Origin of the sequence: Janthinobacterium sp. SUN211 (assembly GCF_030587315.1) — a bacterium.
Lineage (GTDB): Bacteria > Pseudomonadota > Gammaproteobacteria > Burkholderiales > Burkholderiaceae_D > Janthinobacterium > Janthinobacterium kumbetense.
In genome coordinates this window covers 167,428-186,250 of sequence record NZ_JAPWIC010000009.1, presented here as the reverse complement: position 1 = coordinate 186,250, position 18,823 = coordinate 167,428, and the positions used below count along the sequence as shown (strand labels likewise).

The 18,823-nt window shown below is 61.4% G+C and carries 21 protein-coding genes; 16 read left to right on the top strand and 5 right to left on the bottom strand.

What is annotated here, in order from left to right; genetic code table 11:
• Window positions 1-93: 93 nt before the first annotated feature.
• Window positions 94-522: an OsmC family protein gene (locus O3301_RS25065; protein ID WP_070278278.1), complete on the bottom strand. Its 429-nt coding sequence runs from the start codon at window positions 520-522 to the stop codon at window positions 94-96.
• Between the two features lie 225 nt (window positions 523-747).
• On the opposite strand from O3301_RS25065, the gene rplM reads away from it, so the two are divergent.
• The 5 genes from rplM to erpA all read left to right on the top strand — a co-directional run bounded on the left by rplM (window position 748) and on the right by erpA (window position 3,722).
• Window positions 748-1,176, top strand: coding sequence for a 50S ribosomal protein L13 (gene rplM / locus O3301_RS25060; protein WP_010393282.1), 429 nt, complete (start codon window positions 748-750; stop codon window positions 1,174-1,176).
• A 9-nt stretch (window positions 1,177-1,185) separates the two neighbouring features.
• Window positions 1,186-1,578, top strand: coding sequence for a 30S ribosomal protein S9 (gene rpsI, locus O3301_RS25055; RefSeq protein ID WP_010393285.1), 393 nt, complete (start codon window positions 1,186-1,188; stop codon window positions 1,576-1,578).
• Window positions 1,579-1,747: 169 nt separating this feature from the next.
• Entirely contained in the window at window positions 1,748-2,785 is a 1,038-nt protein-coding gene (gene argC, locus O3301_RS25050; RefSeq protein ID WP_251350997.1) for an N-acetyl-gamma-glutamyl-phosphate reductase, read from the top strand.
• Between the two features lie 90 nt (window positions 2,786-2,875).
• Window positions 2,876-3,265, top strand: a complete 390-nt coding sequence (locus O3301_RS25045; RefSeq protein WP_077408960.1) for a polymer-forming cytoskeletal protein — start codon at window positions 2,876-2,878, stop codon at window positions 3,263-3,265.
• Window positions 3,266-3,359: 94 nt separating this feature from the next.
• The gene (gene erpA / locus O3301_RS25040) at window positions 3,360-3,722 is read left to right on the top strand and encodes an iron-sulfur cluster insertion protein ErpA (protein WP_029496047.1); all 363 of its coding nucleotides are present in this window, start codon (window positions 3,360-3,362) and stop codon (window positions 3,720-3,722) included.
• A 185-nt stretch (window positions 3,723-3,907) separates the two neighbouring features.
• Here the strand turns inward: erpA and O3301_RS25035 are convergent, their stop codons facing one another.
• Window positions 3,908-5,035 carry an anhydro-N-acetylmuramic acid kinase gene (locus O3301_RS25035; protein WP_305057793.1) on the bottom strand — a complete coding sequence of 376 codons (1,128 nt, stop codon included), beginning with the start codon at window positions 5,033-5,035 and terminating at the stop codon, window positions 3,908-3,910.
• A gap of 121 nt (window positions 5,036-5,156) precedes the next feature.
• A complete protein-coding gene (locus O3301_RS25030) occupies window positions 5,157-6,524 on the bottom strand; it encodes a M23 family metallopeptidase (RefSeq protein ID WP_099403330.1) in 1,368 nt (455 codons plus the stop codon).
• Window positions 6,525-6,678: 154 nt separating this feature from the next.
• Between O3301_RS25030 and tyrS the strand changes: the two genes are divergently transcribed.
• From tyrS to O3301_RS24975, 11 genes are all read left to right on the top strand, one after another.
• Entirely contained in the window at window positions 6,679-7,944 is a 1,266-nt protein-coding gene (gene tyrS, locus O3301_RS25025) for a tyrosine--tRNA ligase (protein ID WP_289913587.1), read from the top strand.
• Window positions 7,941-8,390 carry a D-aminoacyl-tRNA deacylase gene (gene dtd / locus O3301_RS25020; RefSeq protein ID WP_305057792.1) on the top strand — a complete coding sequence of 150 codons (450 nt, stop codon included), beginning with the start codon at window positions 7,941-7,943 and terminating at the stop codon, window positions 8,388-8,390. The genes tyrS and dtd overlap by 4 nt, the downstream gene beginning before the upstream one ends.
• A gap of 18 nt (window positions 8,391-8,408) precedes the next feature.
• Window positions 8,409-9,041, top strand: coding sequence for a YbhB/YbcL family Raf kinase inhibitor-like protein (locus tag O3301_RS25015; protein WP_289919687.1), 633 nt, complete (start codon window positions 8,409-8,411; stop codon window positions 9,039-9,041).
• 3 nt (window positions 9,042-9,044) lie between these two features.
• Complete coding sequence (locus O3301_RS25010) at window positions 9,045-9,689, top strand: histidine phosphatase family protein (protein ID WP_289913589.1); 645 nt, start codon at window positions 9,045-9,047, stop codon at window positions 9,687-9,689.
• Window positions 9,690-9,794: 105 nt separating this feature from the next.
• Window positions 9,795-10,847, top strand: coding sequence for a tRNA dihydrouridine synthase DusB (dusB, locus tag O3301_RS25005; RefSeq protein WP_305057791.1), 1,053 nt, complete (start codon window positions 9,795-9,797; stop codon window positions 10,845-10,847).
• A 170-nt stretch (window positions 10,848-11,017) separates the two neighbouring features.
• On the top strand, window positions 11,018-11,251 hold the full coding sequence (locus O3301_RS25000; protein ID WP_008445162.1) for a helix-turn-helix domain-containing protein: 234 nt from the start codon (window positions 11,018-11,020) through the stop codon (window positions 11,249-11,251).
• A gap of 102 nt (window positions 11,252-11,353) precedes the next feature.
• Window positions 11,354-12,940: a bifunctional phosphoribosylaminoimidazolecarboxamide formyltransferase/IMP cyclohydrolase gene (gene purH, locus O3301_RS24995; RefSeq protein WP_289906787.1), complete on the top strand. Its 1,587-nt coding sequence runs from the start codon at window positions 11,354-11,356 to the stop codon at window positions 12,938-12,940.
• A 99-nt stretch (window positions 12,941-13,039) separates the two neighbouring features.
• Window positions 13,040-13,579 carry a crossover junction endodeoxyribonuclease RuvC gene (ruvC, locus tag O3301_RS24990; protein ID WP_305057790.1) on the top strand — a complete coding sequence of 180 codons (540 nt, stop codon included), beginning with the start codon at window positions 13,040-13,042 and terminating at the stop codon, window positions 13,577-13,579.
• 42 nt (window positions 13,580-13,621) lie between these two features.
• Window positions 13,622-14,200 (top strand): Holliday junction branch migration protein RuvA, encoded by a 579-nt coding sequence (ruvA, locus tag O3301_RS24985; RefSeq protein WP_034784779.1) that lies wholly within the window; start codon window positions 13,622-13,624, stop codon window positions 14,198-14,200.
• Window positions 14,201-14,206: 6 nt separating this feature from the next.
• Window positions 14,207-15,262, top strand: a complete 1,056-nt coding sequence (gene ruvB / locus O3301_RS24980; RefSeq protein WP_034749202.1) for a Holliday junction branch migration DNA helicase RuvB — start codon at window positions 14,207-14,209, stop codon at window positions 15,260-15,262.
• 32 nt (window positions 15,263-15,294) lie between these two features.
• Window positions 15,295-15,753 (top strand): YaiI/YqxD family protein, encoded by a 459-nt coding sequence (locus tag O3301_RS24975; protein ID WP_305057823.1) that lies wholly within the window; start codon window positions 15,295-15,297, stop codon window positions 15,751-15,753.
• Window positions 15,754-15,808: 55 nt separating this feature from the next.
• Here the strand turns inward: O3301_RS24975 and O3301_RS24970 are convergent, their stop codons facing one another.
• Together O3301_RS24970 and O3301_RS24965 are read right to left on the bottom strand one after the other, a co-directional pair.
• Window positions 15,809-16,951, bottom strand: coding sequence for an OmpA family protein (locus O3301_RS24970; protein WP_305057789.1), 1,143 nt, complete (start codon window positions 16,949-16,951; stop codon window positions 15,809-15,811).
• A gap of 13 nt (window positions 16,952-16,964) precedes the next feature.
• Window positions 16,965-18,740 (bottom strand): ice-binding family protein, encoded by a 1,776-nt coding sequence (locus O3301_RS24965; protein WP_305057788.1) that lies wholly within the window; start codon window positions 18,738-18,740, stop codon window positions 16,965-16,967.
• Between the last annotated feature and the right edge of the window lie 83 nt (window positions 18,741-18,823).

The window sequence follows — 18,823 nt, the reverse complement described above, 5'->3', positions numbered from 1 at the left end:
AGCGAGCGGAAGGGAGAGGTGGTCGAGAAGCGCAACCGTGCTGGAGCACGGTGAGCATCGCAGGCCGCCTATACCGACGCGCAGTAGGTTTGGTCAGGCGCTTTCTTCGATGATCTCGAAGGAATGCGTAATCTCCGCCGTCTTGGCCAGCATGATCGACGCCGAGCAATATTTATCATGCGACAAGGCCACGGCCCGTTCGACGGCGGTGGGTTTCAGGGCCTTGCCGCGCACGGTGAAGTGGAAGTGGATCTTGGTAAACACTTTCGGATCGGTGTCGGCGCGGTCGGCCTTCAGGGTCACTTCGCAGCCACTGACGGCTTCGCGGCCCCGTTTCAGGATCAGCACCACGTCATAGGCGGTGCAGCCGCCCGTGCCCAGCAAGACCATTTCCATGGGGCGCGGCGCCAGGTTGTGGCCGCCGCCGTCGGGTGCGCCATCCATGGTCACCAGGTGGCCGGAACCCGTTTCTGCCCGAAAACTCATGCCCGACGGGCCATTCCAGCTGACTTTGCATTCCATCGTACTCTCCGAAAATTGTAAGCGTTTTGTATTGTAATAGAGGAATGCCCATCCATGTGCCGCCCGCCGGGCCGCAGCCGGCCTCGATTGCGGCTTGACGCGGCAAGGCAAAGCCGCTTATACTTGTCGGCTTTCCGTTCGCTCAGGAAAAGTAAATAAGGCAGAGTCCGCATAGCAGCATCGGCGGAACCACCATTTGAGCGTGTAATCTATTAGGAAGTCAACATGAAAACATTTTCCGCTAAAGGACATGAAGTCCAGCGCGATTGGTTCGTGGTTGACGCGACGGACAAAGTCCTCGGACGTGTTGCCAGCGAAGTGGCACTCCGACTGCGCGGCAAACACAAACCAGAATTTACTCCTCACGTCGATACCGGCGACTTCATCGTCGTCATCAACGCAGGCAAACTGCGTGTGACCGGTACCAAAGCTACTGAGAAAATTTACTACCGTCACTCTGGCTATCCAGGCGGCATCTACGAAACCAACTTCCAGAAAATGCAACAGCGTTTTCCAGGTCGCGCGCTTGAGAAAGCGGTCAAAGGCATGCTGCCTAAAGGCCCACTCGGCTACGCAATGATCAAGAAGCTGAAAGTGTACGCGGAAGGTTCCCATCCGCACGCTGCTCAGCAACCTAAAGCACTTGTTCTCTAAGGAACTGACATGATCGGTAATTACAATTATGGAACCGGCCGTCGCAAAAGTGCAGTGGCTCGGGTTTTTATCAAAGTTGGCACAGGCTTGATCGTTGTTAACGGCAAACCAGCAAACGAATACTTTTCGCGCGAAACGGGTCTGATGGTCATCCGTCAACCACTGGAACTGACCGGCAATGTCGAGCGTTTCGACATCAAAGTCAACGTCCATGGCGGCGGTGAGTCGGGCCAGGCTGGTGCAGTTCGTCACGGCATCACCCGCGCTCTGATCGACTACGATGCAGCGTTGAAACCGGAACTGGCGAAAGCCGGCTTCGTGACCCGCGATGCACGTGAAGTCGAGCGTAAAAAAGTTGGTCTGCGCAAAGCACGTCGCGCAAAGCAATTCTCGAAGCGTTAATTTCTACGCTACAGCACCTTCCGGGGTGCTGGTCGAAAAGCCGCTGGACTTCGGTCTCGCGGCTTTTTTGCATTTCAGCGTGACTCGGCGTTGCGCTGTAAAATACGCGGAAATCCCGTGGGGACTGTCTCCCCTCCATCTCTATGCAATATATACACAAGGAAAGAACATGATCAAAGTTGGCATCGTCGGCGGCACTGGATACACGGGCGTGGAATTGCTGCGTTTGCTCGCTACCCATCCAGATGTCGAGTTGACGGCGATTACTTCGCGCAAGGAAGATGGCTTGCCCGTTGCTGACATGTATCCTTCCCTGCGTGGCCACGTGAAACTGGCGTTTTCCTCGCCCGACAAAGCCAATCTGGAGCAATGCGACGTGGTCTTCTTTGCCACCCCGCACGGTGTTGCGATGGCGCAAGCTCCAGCCCTGCTGGCCGCCGGCGTGAAAGTCATCGACCTGGCCGCCGACTTCCGCCTGAAAGACCAGGCCAAGTTCGAGCAATGGTACAAGATTCCCCACACGGCGCCTGAACTGATCGAACAGGCCGTGTACGGCTTGCCGGAACTGAACCGCGAAGACATCAAGCAAGCGAAGCTGATCGCCAACCCCGGTTGCTATCCGACCACCATGCAGCTGGGCTTTTACCCGCTGCTCAAGGCGGGCCTGGTCAACGCGGGCGGCTTGATCGCCGACTGCAAGTCGGGCGTGTCCGGCGCCGGCCGCAAGGCGGAAATCGGCATCCTGTTCTCGGAGGCAAGCGACAGCTTCAAGGCCTACGGCGTGGCCGGCCACCGCCACCTGCCGGAAACGACGGCGCAATTGCAGCGTTTCACGGATGAGAAAGTGGCGCTGACCTTCACGCCGCACCTGGTACCGATGATCCGCGGCATGCATTCGACCCTGTACGCGCAGCTGAACAAGGATGTCAGCAATGAGGAATTGCAATCCTTGTTCGAAGAGCAATACAAGGATGAGCCTTTCGTCGACGTGATGCCGTTCGGCTCGCACCCGGAAACCCGCTCCACGCGCGGCTCGAACATGCTGCGTCTGGCCTTGCACCGTCCCGAAGGCGGCAATACCGTCGTCGTGCTGGTGGTGCAGGACAACCTGGTCAAGGGCGCAGCGGGCCAGGCCGTGCAATGCATGAACTTGATGTTTGGCCTGAAAGAAACGGCCGGTTTGCAACACATCGCCGTGATGCCTTAAATATAGGCACAGGCGTTTGCGCAGGTCCGGCGCCTTTTTGCCGGACCTGTGATAAATTGGACTGCCACGTACCCCGACAGGATGACGTTCATGTTCGAGCGCAACGCGAAAAACCCCATCGATACCCTGATCGGCGCTTCCACGCGGATCGAGGGCGACTTGCTGTTTTGCGGCGGTTTGCGCATCGACGGCCATGTGCGCGGCAACGTCACGGGCGAGCCGGGCGACCCCACCTATGTGGTGCTGGGCGAGGCGGGCCGCATCGATGGCGAGGTGCGCTGCTCGAGTCTGGTCGTCAGCGGCGAGATCAACGGCCCCGTGTATGTGTCCGAAATGCTTGAAATCCAGCCAAAAGCCCGCATTGTAGGAGAGGTCTATTACAAAGTGCTGGAAATGCACAGCGGCGCGCAAGTCCAGGGCAAGCTCAGCCGCCACGACAGCGCCGACCCCGTGCTGCACCTGGCCGTGTCGGAAATGTGAGCAGGAACAACACCCGCCAGCCGCGCCAGCGGCGGCCGCAGCGTGACTTGCGCCAACAGTCTATAATGAGGCTATGTTTTCTGAGGAGTCTGAAATGAATGCAGTCGCTGAAATGCAAGATGTGATCCCTTCGCCTATCATCTTTACCGATAGCGCCGCCGAAAAAGTCGCGCAGCTGATCGAGGAAGAAGGCAATCCCGACCTGAAATTGCGCGTGTTCGTGCAGGGTGGCGGCTGTTCCGGCTTCCAGTACGGCTTCACCTTCGACGAAATCGTCAACGAAGATGACACCACCATGGTCAAGAACGGCGTCCAGCTGTTGATCGATTCCATGAGCTACCAGTACCTGGTCGGTGCGGAAATCGACTACAAGGATGACCTGGAAGGCGCGCAGTTCGTGATTAAAAACCCTACCGCGACGTCCACCTGCGGTTGCGGTTCGTCTTTCTCGGTATAAGCACACCCGAGAAAACGCCCATGGCGGCGTTGCATTGCCTCGCCGTACTATTTGTACTGTCTTCGGCAATGCGCCTTGCCCTGAACGTTTTTCAGGCGCGCCGGTTTACAGGCGCAGCGTAAAAATAGCGGATCATCGATCCGCTATTTGTGTTTCTGAAACACTTGTTCTTGATCAATGCGGTATCAACGCGGGTATAGCGCGCCCAGTACCCGCAAGCCCTGCGCACCCGTTACGGCCGGCAAGTTGCCCGGCTTGCGCTGCGTAAAGCGCCAGGCCAGCCACGCAAAGGCCAGCGCCTCGACCTGGCTGGGCGCCACGCCCAATGCTTGCGTGGACTCCACCGCCATGCCCGGCAATTCGGCGGCCAGCGCCGCCATCAGGCTGGCGTTCTGCGCCCCGCCGCCGCACACATACACGGTTTCCGCCTGCGCCCCGTCGCGTAGGATGGCGCGCGCCAGGCTGGCGGCCGTCAGCTGGGTCAGCGTCGCCTGCACGTCGGCGGGCAGGGCGGTGGGGTAATCGGTCAGCTTGGCGCTGAGCCAGTCGGCATGGAACAGGTCGCGGCCCGTGCTTTTCGGCGCCGGCAAGTCAAAATAGGGCTCATCGAGCAAATCCGCCAGCAGGGCGGGGATGACCTGGCCCGTGGCGGCCCAGGCGCCGTTGGCGTCGTAGGGCTGGCCCAGGTGCCGTAAGACCCAGCCATCCATCAGCGCATTGCCGGGACCCGTGTCGTAGCCCGTCACCGTGCCATCCGCATGCAGCACGCTGATATTGCTGATGCCGCCGATATTGGCCAGCACGCGCGTGTGGCCCGGCAGATTGAAGATGGCCTGGTGAAAGGCCGGCACCAGCGGCGCACCCTGGCCGCCGGCCGCCACGTCGCGGCTGCGCAAGTCCGCGATGACGTCGATGCCCGTCAATTCGGCCAGCAGGGCCGGATTGTTCAACTGGCGCGTAAAACCCAGCTCGGGGCGGTGGCGGATGGTCTGGCCATGCGCGCCGATGGCGGCGATGGCATCCGCGACGATGCCCGCGTTGCTTAAAAGCATTGCGACGCAATCGGCGTAGTGGCGCACGAGTTGATTGGCCGCCAGCGCTTCGCGTTCGATTTCATTCTGGCCGGCACTTTGCAAGGCCATCAGGTCGGCGCGCAGGCTGGCGGGAAAGGGAATGTACGCATCGCCCAGGCTGCGCGTGCCCTCGTCGGAAAAGTCGACCAGCGCGCCGTCGACGCCATCGAGGCTGGTACCCGACATTAAACCGATATACAGCATGGGGTTTTCCTTGAATACGTAAGTGGTGAGGTGCATTGTGCCGCATTTGTGCCGCACGCAAAAGCGCGCAGGAAAAACAAAAGCGTGCGGGAAAAAACAAAGGCACCGGCCATCTGCATGGGCGGTGCCTTTGTATATTGCCCGAAGGCAGTGTTGCTTAACGCGACGCCAGGGCCGTGTCGTTCGGACGCAGCAGGGTGAAGCGGTGCATCATGTCAGCTGACACCATGCGGAAGCGGCTCAGCTCGGCGGCCGTCAATGGTGCCTGGGCTTGCACATTCAGCTTGCTTGGGTCTTGCGCCACGCCGCCAACGCGGAATTCATAGTGCAAATGGGCGCCCGTGGACCAGCCGGTGGTGCCGACGTAGCCGATCACATCGCCCTGGCTCACTTTTTGACCTTTTTTCAGGCCCGAAGCGAAGCGGCTCATGTGCGCATAGGCGGTCGTGTAGTTGGCCCAATGTTTCAGAACAACAACATTGCCGTAGCCGTTTTGGCTGCCAACGGAATCGACCACGCCGTCGCCCGAAGCGCGGATAGGCGTGCCCGTTGCTGCAGCGAAATCGATGCCCTTGTGCGCTTTCCAGTTGCCGGAAATCGGGTGCACGCGCATGGAGAAGCCGGACGAGATGCGGGAGAATTCGAGGGGGGATTTCAGGAAGGCTTTTTTGAGGGACTTGCCGTCGAAACTGTAGTAACCGCCGCCTTGCTTGCTGGCGGGGTCTTCGAACCAAACGGACTGGTAAGTCGTGCCGCGGTTGGTGAATTCACCGGCCAGGATGCGGCCCGCTCGGACGAATTCGCCATCTTGCCAGAATGTTTCGTAGACAACATTAAACGAGTCGCCGCGTTTCAGGTCGGAGCGGAAGTCGATATTGGTGGAGAACATTTCCACGATTTGCGCGGAAATCGAGTCTGGCAGGCGGGTGCCGTCCAGGCTGGAGTCGGTGGCGGCGAACAGGGTGGAGGTAATCTTGCGCGCGTGCATTTCAACGCGGCGTTCCAGCTGGGCTGCCACTTCCGTGGCCACGAACTTGTCGCCCTTGCGGGTGATCAGGATGTTCTTGACCGATTTGTCCGTGCCGTCGACGAGGGTGGCGCGCATCCAGTTGAGGTCGCCGTTTTCGGACGTTTGCGCTTGTACGCGCTTGCCCGATTTCAGCAACATCACGCCGCGCGCGATCTTGTCGGTTTTGATGAAATTGGCGGCCACCGGATCATCCACGCCGAGACGGGTCAGCAGGGTGGCGAGGGTATCGCCGGCGCGGACTTTTTCTTCGTGGGTGAAATTCTGGTCTACCTGTTCCATCGCGGAAATTTGCGAGGCGAGATCAGGCATTTCCAGGTTTTGGGCGATGGACGTCACCGGCAGATCGGATGCGTCGGGCGCCATGGGCGACACAGCGACCGCGCCGAAGGCGGCCACGGCGAGCAGCACTGCGGAGGCACCGATAATGCGTGCCTTGCGTGTCGTCGTCAGCTGTGTGTACAAGCGTGAGCCTGTGATTTTATGTATAGGGTTCATGCAATCAGTTAAAATTTGCCCTTGAACGATTCGTGAACTAGTGCTCTTTGTTATTGTTATTTTGGTTCGTTTTCATACGGCAAGATTGATGGGATCGAGCATTATAGCAAACTCCGCAAACCTACTACCATTTTGAGATCTACAGTCAAATTTTATGGAAATCAACACCACCGCATCGCCTACAAAGGCTAACGCCGCTCAGACCGCGCTTCCGCTGTCGGACAGAGTACAAGAAGCCCTCGCGATTACCAAGCGTGGCGTCGACGAACTCTTGATCGAAAGCGAATTTGCGCAAAAATTAGCACGCTCCGAGAAAACCGGTGTTCCACTGCGCATCAAACTGGGCCTGGACCCGACCGCACCCGACTTGCATCTGGGCCATACTGTCGTGCTGAACAAGATGCGCCAGCTGCAAAACCTCGGGCATCAAGTCATTTTCCTCATCGGCGACTTCACATCCATGATCGGCGACCCGTCGGGCCGCAACGTCACGCGTCCGCCCCTGACCAAGGAACAGATCGAGATTAACGCGATGACGTATTTCGCGCAAGCATCTTTAGTGTTGGACGCCAGCAAGACCGAAATCCGCTATAACTCCGAGTGGTGCGATCCGCTGGGCGCGCGCGGCATCATCCAGCTCGCTTCCCACTACACGGTGGCGCGCATGATCGAGCGCGACGACTTCACCAAGCGCTTCCAGGGCGGCATTCCTATTTCCGTACACGAATTCCTGTACCCGCTGATGCAGGGCTACGACTCGGTGGCCCTGAAATCGGACCTGGAATTGGGCGGCACGGACCAGAAGTTCAACCTGCTGGTGGGCCGCGAACTGCAAAAGCAGTACGGACAGGAGCAGCAGTGTATTTTGACCATGCCTCTGCTGGAAGGTTTGGACGGCGTGGAAAAAATGTCCAAGTCGAAGAATAACTACATCGGCATCACGGAACCGGGCAATACCATGTTCGCCAAGCTGATGAGCATTTCCGACGTCATGATGTGGCGCTACTACGAGCTGCTGTCGTGGCGCTCGATCGCCGAACTGGCGCAGCTGAAGCGCGAAGTCGAGGAAGGCCGCAATCCGCGCGATGCCAAGGTTGCGCTGGCGCAAGAAATCGTCGCCCGCTTCCACTCGCAGCAGGCGGCGGAAGATGCGCTGGCCGACTTCGTCAACCGCTCGAAGGGCGGCATCCCCGACGTTATCCCGGAAGTGACCTTGGCCGGCGCGCCGCTGGGCATTTCGCAACTGCTGAAACAGGCGGGCCTGTGCCCATCGGCGTCGGAAGCCATGCGCAAGATCGACCAGGGCGGCGTGCGCATCGACGGCACCGTCATCAGCGACAAGGGCTTGCAAGTGGAAGCCGGTCAGTTCGTGTTGCAAGTTGGCAAGCGCAGCTTTGCGCGCGTCACCTTGACGGCATGATCGCGCTGCTGCAGCGCGTCACGCAGGCAAAGGTCGACGTTGCCGGCGCCACCATCGGCGCCATCGACGCCGGCCTGATGGTGCTGGTGTGCGCGGAGCGGGGCGATACGGAAAAGGAAGCGGACGCCCTGCTGGCCAAGTTGCTCGGCTATCGCGTGTTTGCCGACGACGCGGGCAAGATGAACCGCAGCGTGACGGACGTGGCCGGCGGCTTGCTGCTGGTGCCGCAGTTCACCTTGGCGGCCGACACCAAGTCCGGCACGCGCCCGTCGTTTACGCCGGCGGCCGCGCCGCAGGACGGCTTGCGCCTGTTCACGTATTTCGTGGACCAGGCGCGCAGCCGCCATGCGACCGTGCAAACGGGACAGTTTGGCGCCGACATGCAAGTGTCGCTGACGAATGACGGCCCGGTGACCTTCTGGCTGCAAGTGAACGCCAAACAATAACTAAAAGAGGAGCAAGCGATGAAATTGTGGAGCGAGACGTTTCGTGATGGCGGCCTGATGCCGGCCGATCATGCCTTTGCCGAGATCGATCCGGCCAGCCGCGTGCGCCTCGCCGGCAACCGCAATCCCCATCTGGCCTGGGACGAGGTGCCGAACGGCACCGAGTCGCTGGCCCTGTTCTGCATCGACCCCGATGCGCCGCAAGACGCCAGCCTGGTCAATGTTGAAGGCCAGGCCCTGCCGCTGACGGCGCCGCGCGGCGACTTTTATCACTGGAGCTTGCTCGACTTGCCGCCTGCCATGCGGGTTATTGCCGCCGGAGAATTTTCCAGCGGCATCACGCCGCGCGGCAAGCCTGCCGGTATTGGGCTGCGCCAGGGCCTGAACGACTACACGGGCTGGTTTGCCGCCGACCCGGACATGGCCGGCGACTATTACGGCTACGATGGCCCGTGCCCGCCGTGGAATGACGAGCGCATCCACCACTACATTTTCCGCCTGTATGCCCTCGACGTGCCGCAGCTGACCTTGCCCGAGCGTTTTACGGGGCAGCAAGCCCACGCCGCCCTGTACGGCCACATCCTCGACGAAGCCCAGCTCGTCGTTGCCTATTCGCTCAACCCCGAATTGGCACTTACCCTGAAGAAATAACGCATGAGCACCACGATTTTACTGATACGCCATGGCGAAACGGCCTGGAATGCGGGCCGCCGCCTGCAAGGCCATATCGACATCGCCCTGAACGAGGCGGGCCTGGCGCAAGCGGGGGCGCTGGGGCAGGCGCTGGCGGACGAACCGCTGGCCGCCATCATCGCCAGCGACTTGCAACGCGCGCAGCAGACGGCGCAAGCCGTGGCCGACGTGAAAGATTTACCCGTGCAAACGGATCCCTTGCTGCGCGAGCGCTGCTACGGCGCCTTCGAAGGCTTGCTGTATGCGGACATCGCCGCGCGCTATCCGCACGAGTATGCGCAGTGGCAATCGCGCCAGATCGACGCCGTGATGCCGTCGGGCGAGCGCCAGGCCGAAAGCTTCCGCCAGTTCTATGCGCGCGCAAATGGCGCCATCGCCCGCTGGGCCCGGCAATATGACGGCCAGACGATCGCCATCGTGGCCCACGGCGGCGTGCTCGAGTGCGCCTACCGCGAGGCGGTCGGCATGACGCTCGACAGTCCGCGCGACTTCCAGGTTAAAAATGCCAGCGTCAACCGTTTCTCTTACGCCGACGGCAAGCTGCATTTGGTGCACTGGGGAAATATCGAACATCTGAGCGCGCCCGCGATGGACGAACTGGGCTAAGCGGCCCCTCCTCACTCTGACGCACTGAGCAAAAAAATAGTGCTTATTAATTAGGCAGGGAATCGGTTAAAATAGCAGGTTCCTCCGTCCATTCCAGGTTCTTCAGTGCAAATCGGCCCTCACATTCTGCGCAACAACGTTTTCGTCGCTCCCATGGCGGGCGTGACGGATCGGCCTTTCCGCCAGTTGTGCAAGCAGTTGGGCGCCGGTTATGCCGTGTCGGAGATGGCGGCGTCGAATCCGCGCCTGTGGGCGACGGAAAAAAGCTCGCGCCGCACGGACCATGCGGGCGAAATGGAGCCGAAGGCCGTGCAGATCGCCGGCGCCGATCCGCAAGACCTGGCCGACTGCGCCAAGTTCAACGTGGACCGGGGCGCGCAGATCATCGACATCAACATGGGTTGCCCCGTCAAAAAGGTGTGCAACAGCTGGTGCGGTTCGGCCTTGCTGCAAGACGAAAGCCTGGTCGAAAGGATCTTGCACGCCGTCGTCAACGCCGTCGACGTGCCAGTCACCCTGAAATTTCGCACGGGCTGGAACCGCGAAAACAAGAATGCCCTGAAAATCGCCCGCATCGCCGAGCAAGCCGGCATCCAGATGCTGACCCTGCACGGCCGCACCCGCGCCGATGGCTACAAGGGCGATGCCGAATATGAAACCATTGCCGCCGTGAAAGCATCGGTGGGCATTCCCGTGGTGGCCAACGGCGACATTACCAGTCCTGAGAAGGCCCGCTTTGTGCTGGATCAAACTGGCGCCGATGCCGTCATGATCGGCCGCGCGGCGCAGGGCCGGCCGTGGATTTGCCGCGAGATCGACCACTTTTTGCGCACCGGCACCTTGTTGCCGGCGCCTTACGTGGATGAAGTCCGCACCCTGATGGATGAGCATTTGCGCGCCCATTACGCGTTTTATGGGGAATTTCTCGGCGTGCGCACGGCGCGCAAGCACATCGGCTGGTACGTCAAGGATCTGGAAGGCGGCGAAGCGTTCCGACAGCAAATGAACTTGCTGGAGTCGACGGAAGCGCAGTTGCTGGCCGTCGATCAATTTTTTGAGTCGCAATGGAAATTTGGCGAACGGTTACAATACCGCCTCTCCGAATCCAGTGAAAGTGGCCTGATCGATGTGATCGAACCTGCGGCCACGGCAGCATGAGCAGATAGCAACAAGCAGCATAAATCAGTGACCAGCAGTACAAGGGCGAGCGCCTATATACAGAGCGTCATGCAATATTAATTACAACACCGAGGCAAGAGGGCAGCACGCGGACCGCATGAGCGACGCGGCACCGGATAGCCAGGTGTTCAGCCGGTTGAAGCATACAAATGAGCAAAGAAAGCATTCAGGAAGTCGTACAGAAAAGTCTAGAAGATTACTTCAATGACCTGGGCGAACAGCAAGCATCGAATATCTATGACATGGTCGTGCTGACCGTGGAAAAGCCCATCCTGGAAGTCGTGATGACACGCGCCGATGGCAACCAGTCGCACGCCGCGCAGATGCTGGGCATCAACCGCAATACCCTGCGCAAGAAATTGCAGGAGCACGGTTTGCTGTAATGCCGGCATGCAAGTGACGCCAAGATTTGAATCCGCCGCCGCCTCAGCCAGACGACTGAGCGGCGCCATTCGCCAAGAACACTTAACCACCTAGCCACAGCCATGATCAAACAAGCTCTCCTCTCCGTTTCCGACAAGACCGGCGTTCTCGAATTCGCCCGCGCCCTGTCCGCCCTCGGCGTCAACCTCCTGTCCACAGGCGGTACCGCAAAATTGCTGGCAGACAACGGTGTTCCCGTCACGGAAGTTGCCGATTACACGGGTTTCCCGGAGATGCTCGATGGTCGTGTGAAGACCCTGCACCCGAAAGTGCACGGCGGTATCCTGGCGCGCCGCGATTTCCCTGAGCACATGTCGAAACTGGTCGAGCACGACATGCCGACCATCGACATGGTGGTGGTCAACCTGTACCCGTTCCAGGGCACGGTCGCCAAGGCCGATTGCACCCTGGAAGACGCGATCGAAAACATCGATATCGGCGGCCCGACCATGCTGCGTTCGGCGGCCAAGAACCACAAGGACGTGGTCGTCATCTGCGACCCGAGCGATTACGACGCCGTGCTGGCGGAAATGCGCTCGGCCGACGGCAAGGCCGGCGACGTGAGCTACGACACCAAATTCATGCTGGCGAAGAAAGTCTTTGCGCACACGGCGCAATACGATGGCGCCATCACCAACTACCTGACCAGCCTGGGCCCGACGAAAGTGCACGCCGAGCGCGGCGCTTACCCGCAAATCCTCAACGTTGCATTTGAGAAAGTGCAAGACATGCGCTACGGTGAAAACCCGCACCAGAGCGCCGCCTTCTACCGCGACCTGGTCGCCACCGAGGGTGCGCTGGCCAACTACCGCCAGCTGCAAGGCAAGGAATTGTCGTACAACAACATCGCCGATGCGGATGCGGCCTGGGAATGCGTGAAGAGCATGGGCGGCTTCGAGCAAAGCGCCGCTTGCGTCATCGTCAAGCACGCGAACCCATGCGGCGTAGCGCTGGGCAAGAATGCGGCGGAAGCGTATGCGCGCGCCCTGCAGACGGACCCGACCTCGGCATTCGGCGGCATCATCGCGTTTAATACCGAACTCGACGGCGCCACCGCCGGCGAAATCGCCAAGCTGTTCGTCGAAGTGCTGATCGCTCCATCGTTCTCCGCCGAAGCGAAACAGATTCTGTCGAGCAAGCAAAACGTGCGCATGCTGGAAATCCCGCTGGGCGGCGGCGTGCACGCCATGGACTTCAAGCGCGTCGGTGGCGGCTTGCTGGTGCAATCGCCGGACGCGAAAAACGTCGGTATCGGCGACTTGCGCGTGGTCAGCAAGCTGCAGCCGACGCCGCAGCAACTGGCTGACCTGATGTTCGCCTGGAAAGTGGCGAAATTCGTCAAGTCGAACGCCATCGTCTTCTGCGGCAATAACATGACCCTGGGCGTGGGCGCAGGCCAGATGAGCCGTATCGACTCGGCCCGCATCGCGTCTATCAAGGCGCAAAACGCCGGCCTGAGCCTGACCGGCTCCGTGGTGGCGTCGGACGCCTTCTTCCCGTTCCGCGACGGCCTCGACGTCGTCGTCGACGCGGGCGCGACCTGCGTCATCCACCCGGGCGGCTCCATGCGCGACCAGGAAGTGATCGATGCGGCGGACGAGCGCGGCGTTGTCATGTTGTATACCGGAACCCGTCACTTCCGTCATTGATCTGGAACAGGCCGGGATTCAATACCCCGGCTGGCAGTAACTCAGCGGCAGGCACCGGTTATTCACCGGTGCCTGCCGTATTCATTATAGAATCTGGCGATGATTATTCTTGGCATCGATCCTGGCCTGCGTACGACCGGCTTTGGGGTCATTGAAAAACACGGCAACAAGCTGCGCTATATCGCTTCGGGTACCGTCAAGACGGGTTCCGAAGGGGAATTGCCGCCGCGCCTGAAGGTCATCCTGCAAGGCGTGGGCGAAATCGTCGGCACCTATCAGCCCGATTGCGCGGCCATCGAAAAAGTGTTTGTCAACGTCAATCCCCAATCGACCCTGCTGCTGGGCCAGGCGCGTGGCGCGGCTATCTGCGCGCTCGTCAACGCCGACCTGTCGGTGGCCGAATACACGGCGCTGCAAGTGAAGCAGGCCGTCACGGGCCACGGCAAGGCGGCCAAGGAGCAGGTGCAGGACATGGTTTCCCGCTTGTTGTCACTGCCGGGCTTGCCGGGCACGGATGCGGCCGATGCCCTGGGCGTGGCCATTTGCCACGCCAACAGCATCGATGCGCTGGCCATGATCGGCGCGCTGGCGCCCCAGCTGCAGGGGCTGCGCATGAAGCGCGGCCGTTTAGTGGGATAGCTGCATGGCCCTCATATATATACACAACATTAGGAACACGCGATGATAGGCCGTCTCTCCGGTATTTTGCTTGAAAAGAATCCGCCACAATTGCTGGTCGATTGCCAGGGCGTCGGCTATGAAGTCGATGTGCCGATGAGCACTTTTTACAACTTGCCCCACGTGGGTGAAAAAGTCGTGCTGTTCACGCACCAGGCCATCCGCGAAGATGCGCATTTGCTATTTGGTTTCGGCAATGCGGCCGAGCGTGCCGTATTCCGTCAGTTGATCAAGATCACGGGCGTGGGCGCGCGCATGGCCCTGTCGATTCTGTCCGGCATGACGATTGCCGACCTGGCGCAGGCGATCACCCTGCAGGATTCCGGCCGCCTCGTGAAAGTGCCGGGCATCGGCAAGAAGACGGCGGAACGGCTGCTGCTGGAATTGAAGGGCAAGATCGGTGCGGATCTTGGCCCGCTGGGCGCACATGCGGCGCCGGACGCCCAATCGGACATTTTGAACGCACTGGTGGCGCTCGGCTATTCGGACAAGGAAGCGCTGGCGGCCGTGAAGAACGTGCCGGCAGGCAGCGGCGTGTCGGATGGCATCAAACTGGCGCTGAAAGCGCTGTCGAAAGGCTGATAGGGCATGAGCATCCAGACCGACAGCTTCACGGAACAGCGCATCATCGATGCGGCGCCCATTTCGCACAACGAAGAGGCGATCGAACGGGCCTTGCGCCCGAAGCAACTCGATGAATATGTGGGGCAGGAAAAGATCCGCGACCAGCTGGAAATTTTTATTACGGCCGCACGCCAGCGCAAGGAAGCGCTCGACCACACTTTATTGTTCGGCCCGCCTGGCCTGGGCAAGACGACCCTGGCGCACATCATCGCGCGCGAAATGGGCGTCAATCTGCGCCAGACCTCCGGCCCCGTGCTGGAGCGTCCGGGCGACCTGGCAGCGATTTTGACGAACCTGGAAGCGAACGACGTCCTGTTCATCGATGAAATCCACCGCCTGTCGCCTGTCGTGGAAGAGATTTTGTATCCGGCGCTTGAGGATTATCAAATCGATATCATGATCGGCGAAGGCCCGGCCGCCCGTTCCGTGAAACTCGATCTGCAGCCGTTTACATTAGTGGGCGCCACCACGCGCGCCGGCATGCTGACCAATCCGCTGCGCGACCGCTTCGGCATCGTTGCCCGCCTGGAGTTCTACAACACGGGCGAATTGACGAAGATCGTCACGCGCAGCGCCGCCTTGCTGAAGGCGCCCATCGATCCGGAAGGCGCGCATGAAATCGCCCAGCGCGCGCGCGGCACGCCCCGCATCGCCAACCGCCTGCTGCGCCGCGTGCGCGATTTCGCGGAAGTCAAAAGCAATGGCGAGATCACCAAGGTGGTGGCCGACCGCGCACTGGCCATGCTCGACGTCGATTCCGCCGGTTTCGACGTGATGGACCGCAAGCTGCTCGAAGCCGTGCTGTTCAAGTTCGGCGGCGGCCCCGTCGGCATCGGCAACCTGGCGGCAGCCATCGGTGAAGCGGCCGATACCATCGAAGACGTGCTGGAACCGTACCTGATACAGCAAGGTTTCCTGCAGCGCACGCCCCGTGGCCGTGTCGCCACGCCGGCCGCGTACCTGCACTTCGGCGTCAGCGCGCCGCGCATGGGTCCCGGCGGCGAAGCGTGGGAATTGTGATGGCGGAAGGCAGCCAACAGACTGCGCCGGGCATGCAGATCTGGATCGACGCCGACGCCTGTCCCGTCGTCATCAAGGAAATTTTGTACAGAGTCGCCGACCGCCTGGAGTTGCCGCTCACCCTGGTGGCCAACCAGGGCTTGCGCGTGCCGCCTTCGCGTTTCATCCGCACCGTGCAAGTGCCGTCCGGCGCCGACGTGGCGGACCAGGAAATCGTGCGCCTGCTCAATCCGGGCGACCTGGTCATCACGGGCGATATCCCGCTGGCTGCCGACGTGCTGGCCAAGGGCGGCTTTGCGCTGAACCCGCGTGGCGAGTTTTACACGAAGGATAATATCGCCCAGCAACTGACAATGCGCGCCTTCATGGAAGAATTGCGCAGCGGCGGCGTCGACACGGGCGGTCCGGCCGCCTTCAGCCAGTCGGACCGGCAACAGTTCGCCAACAGCCTGGACCGGCATCTGAGCAAGCATCACCGCAAGCCGGCGTAAAGCGGCAGGCGAAAAAAAACCGGCGCAAGCCGGTTTTTTTACATGTGCGTGAAACCTAGCGTGAAACTTTTCGCGTGCCCACCACTTCCACCGTCACGCGGCGGTTCTTGGCGCGCCCGGCGGCGCTCGTGTTGTCGGCCACGGGCTGCGTTTCTCCCTTGCCTTCCGTGTAGACGCGGTTCGTTTCCACGCCTTGCGCCACCAGGTAAGCCTTGACGGCTTCGGCGCGGCGCTGCGACAGTTTCTGGTTGTAGGCATCCGGACCGACGGCATCCGTATGGCCTACCGTGACGATCACTTCCAGGTCCATGCCGTTCAACTGGCCCAGCAACTGGTCCAACGCCGCCTTGCCTTGCGGCTTGAGCGTCGATTGATCGAAATCAAACAGCGCTTCCGCGGCAAATGATACTTTTTCCGAGACGGGCGCCGGCTTTACCTCGGCCACGGGGGCCGGCATGGTTTCGCTGATGGGCGGCAATGCCACTTGCGGCGCCGGCTGGTAGGCGGGCGTGGCGCTGGCCGGGCGGCCCAGTTTATACACGAGGCTGACGGAATACAAGTCCGCATCGCCGCGGTTGCCGACGGCGTCGTTCAAGCGATAGCGCTCGACTTCGCCGCGCAGGGCCAGCGCTTCGCTGAACTTGTATTCCAGGCCCAGACCCAGCTTGGCGTTGAGCTTGCGCTCGCTGGCATGCGTATTGGCCGAACCCAGCAGGCGGTTGCCGCTGAATTCCGTGCTGGTCTTGGTGTAGTGCATGCCGACCCGGCCCAGTAACGATATGCGCTGCGACAGCGGCAGCTGGCCCAGCAAGTCCAGGTTCACGCCGCGAAAGCCCGCTTGCCCGTTCAGCACGCCGTTGCCGCTGGTGGTCGACTGGAAATCGAACTTGCCCAGGTCAAAGTAGCCCGCTTCCACGGCGACATACTGGTTCAGTTGTCGGCCGACAAACAATTTATAACCCGTGTCGCGCTCGTCCTTGGCAAAACCGGTGACGGTTTCGCCATTCGCGGCCAGGCTGGCGCGCAGACGCGGTTCGTCGATGGTGGCGCGCGACTGGCCCACGCCCGCGCCGAGGTACCAGGCGCTGTTGGCCCAGTCCGGGTTGATGAAAGTGTTGTCCTGCGCCTGCGCCGCTTGCGCTGCCAGCAAGGCGCCGGCCATCACGCTCAGGGCGCCCAGTGTGTGTGCGATAGTCATGGTCATGTCCCGGTTATTTGGTGATCTGGTTGTTGCGCAGGGTAACGGCGGCAGCCGTCAGCACGCGGCCATTGAGCAGGGTCGTGTTGTCGCCCACCGTGATGGCGGCCGACTGGCCCAGGATATTGCCTTTGAAGACGCTGTTCGCGGCCAGGGTGGTGGGGCCGACGGGCAGCCAGCTGACGTTGTCGGCCGTGGCGCCATTGTTCAGGGCGACCACCGAGTTGACGGTCGAATTCAAGGTCAGCGCCGTGCGGAAGATGTACACGCCGGGACCGTTCAGGGTCAAGGTACCCGTAATGCTGATGGCGCCCGCGTAGCAATACACGCCGGGGCCGAAGGTCTGGCCGCCCAGGTCGATGCCGCCGGCAAAGCTGACGTCGCAAGTGCGGCTGTTGCCGTCCGTGATCGCCGCTTGCAAATCCGTCATGGCGCCGGCCAGGATGGCGCCCGACTTGTAGTTGGTAAAACCGGCCGCCTGGGTCGGATCGACCGTTTGCGAAGGCGCGCCGACGTCGCCCGTGATCAGGGTGGTGCCGCCCGAATTGTTCGTGATCGAAGTGCCGGCCAGCACGCCGAATGGCGCCGCGCGGCCCAGGATGATCGGGTTCAGGACGGGCGGGATGGCGACGGCGGAGACGGTCAGCAGCGCGCTGCCCGACTGGCCGCCGGCCGTGGCCGTGATATTGCTGGTGCCGACGGCGATGCCCGTGGCGACGCCCGTGTTCAATACCGTGGCATTGGCGACGGTGCCCGAGGTCCAGGCGGCGCTATTGGTGATGATGGCGTTCGAGCTGTCCGAATACGTTGCCGTGGCAATGAATTGTTGCTGGGTGCCGACCGCGATGCTGGCGGTGGCCGGCGTGACGGCGATGCTGACGATGGTGGCGGCAGGCACGGTGACGGTGGTGCTGGCCGTCTTGCCGTTGAAGCTGGCATTCATGACGCTGCTACCAAAGGCAACGCCGGTGACGAGGCCATTGCTGGCGACACTGGCGAAAGCGGGCGTGGCGGCAACGAAGCTGCTGCCGGCCGTGACGTCGGCGGTGCTGCCATCCGAATACGTGGCGAGGACGGCCAGCTGGCGCGTCGCGGCGACGGGAATGATGGGGTTTTGCGGCGTGACGGCAATAGCCAGCAAGGTCGCTGGCGTGACGGTCAGCACGGTGCTGGCCGTGAGCGTGCCCGTGGTGGCCGTGATCTGCGTCGTGCCGGCAACTTTGCCCAGGGCCAGGCCGGTGGCGGCGATGCTGGCCGTGGTAGGGCTGGCCGAGGCAAAGGTCGAGACGGCCGTGACGTCGCGCGTGGCGCCATCGCTGAAGCTGCCGCTCACCGTGAATTGCTGCGTTGCGCTGATGGCGATCGATGGCGCGAGCGGCGTGATGGCGATGGCCGTCAGGGTGGCGGGCGAGACGGTCAACTGGGCCGCCGCGCTCTTGCCGCCAAACGCGGCGCTGATACTGCTGCCGCCGGCAGCAATGCCGGTGCTCAAGCCCGTGGCGGCATTGACGGTGGCATTGGCCGGCGTGGCCGACGTCCAGGCCGCCTTGGCGCTGACGTCTTGCGCGGAGCCGTCGCTATACGTGGCGATGGCCGTGAATTGCTGGCCGGCGCCGATGGCGACGGTGGCCGTGGCGGGCGTGACGGCCAGGCTGGACAGGGTGGCGCCCGGCAAGCCGAGGATGGGATCGCGCCCCTGGTCACCGCCGCCGCAGCCGGCGAGGGCGGTCATGGCCAACAAACCTGCCGAGACGAGCAGCGGGGTCAGATATCGCTTGAAGAGATTCATATAGTTCCTTTGTGCATGGCAGTCATTGCCGGGCATCCGCGGATGGGGTCATCCGGCAGAGCCATGCCGCCTTTCGCTACAGG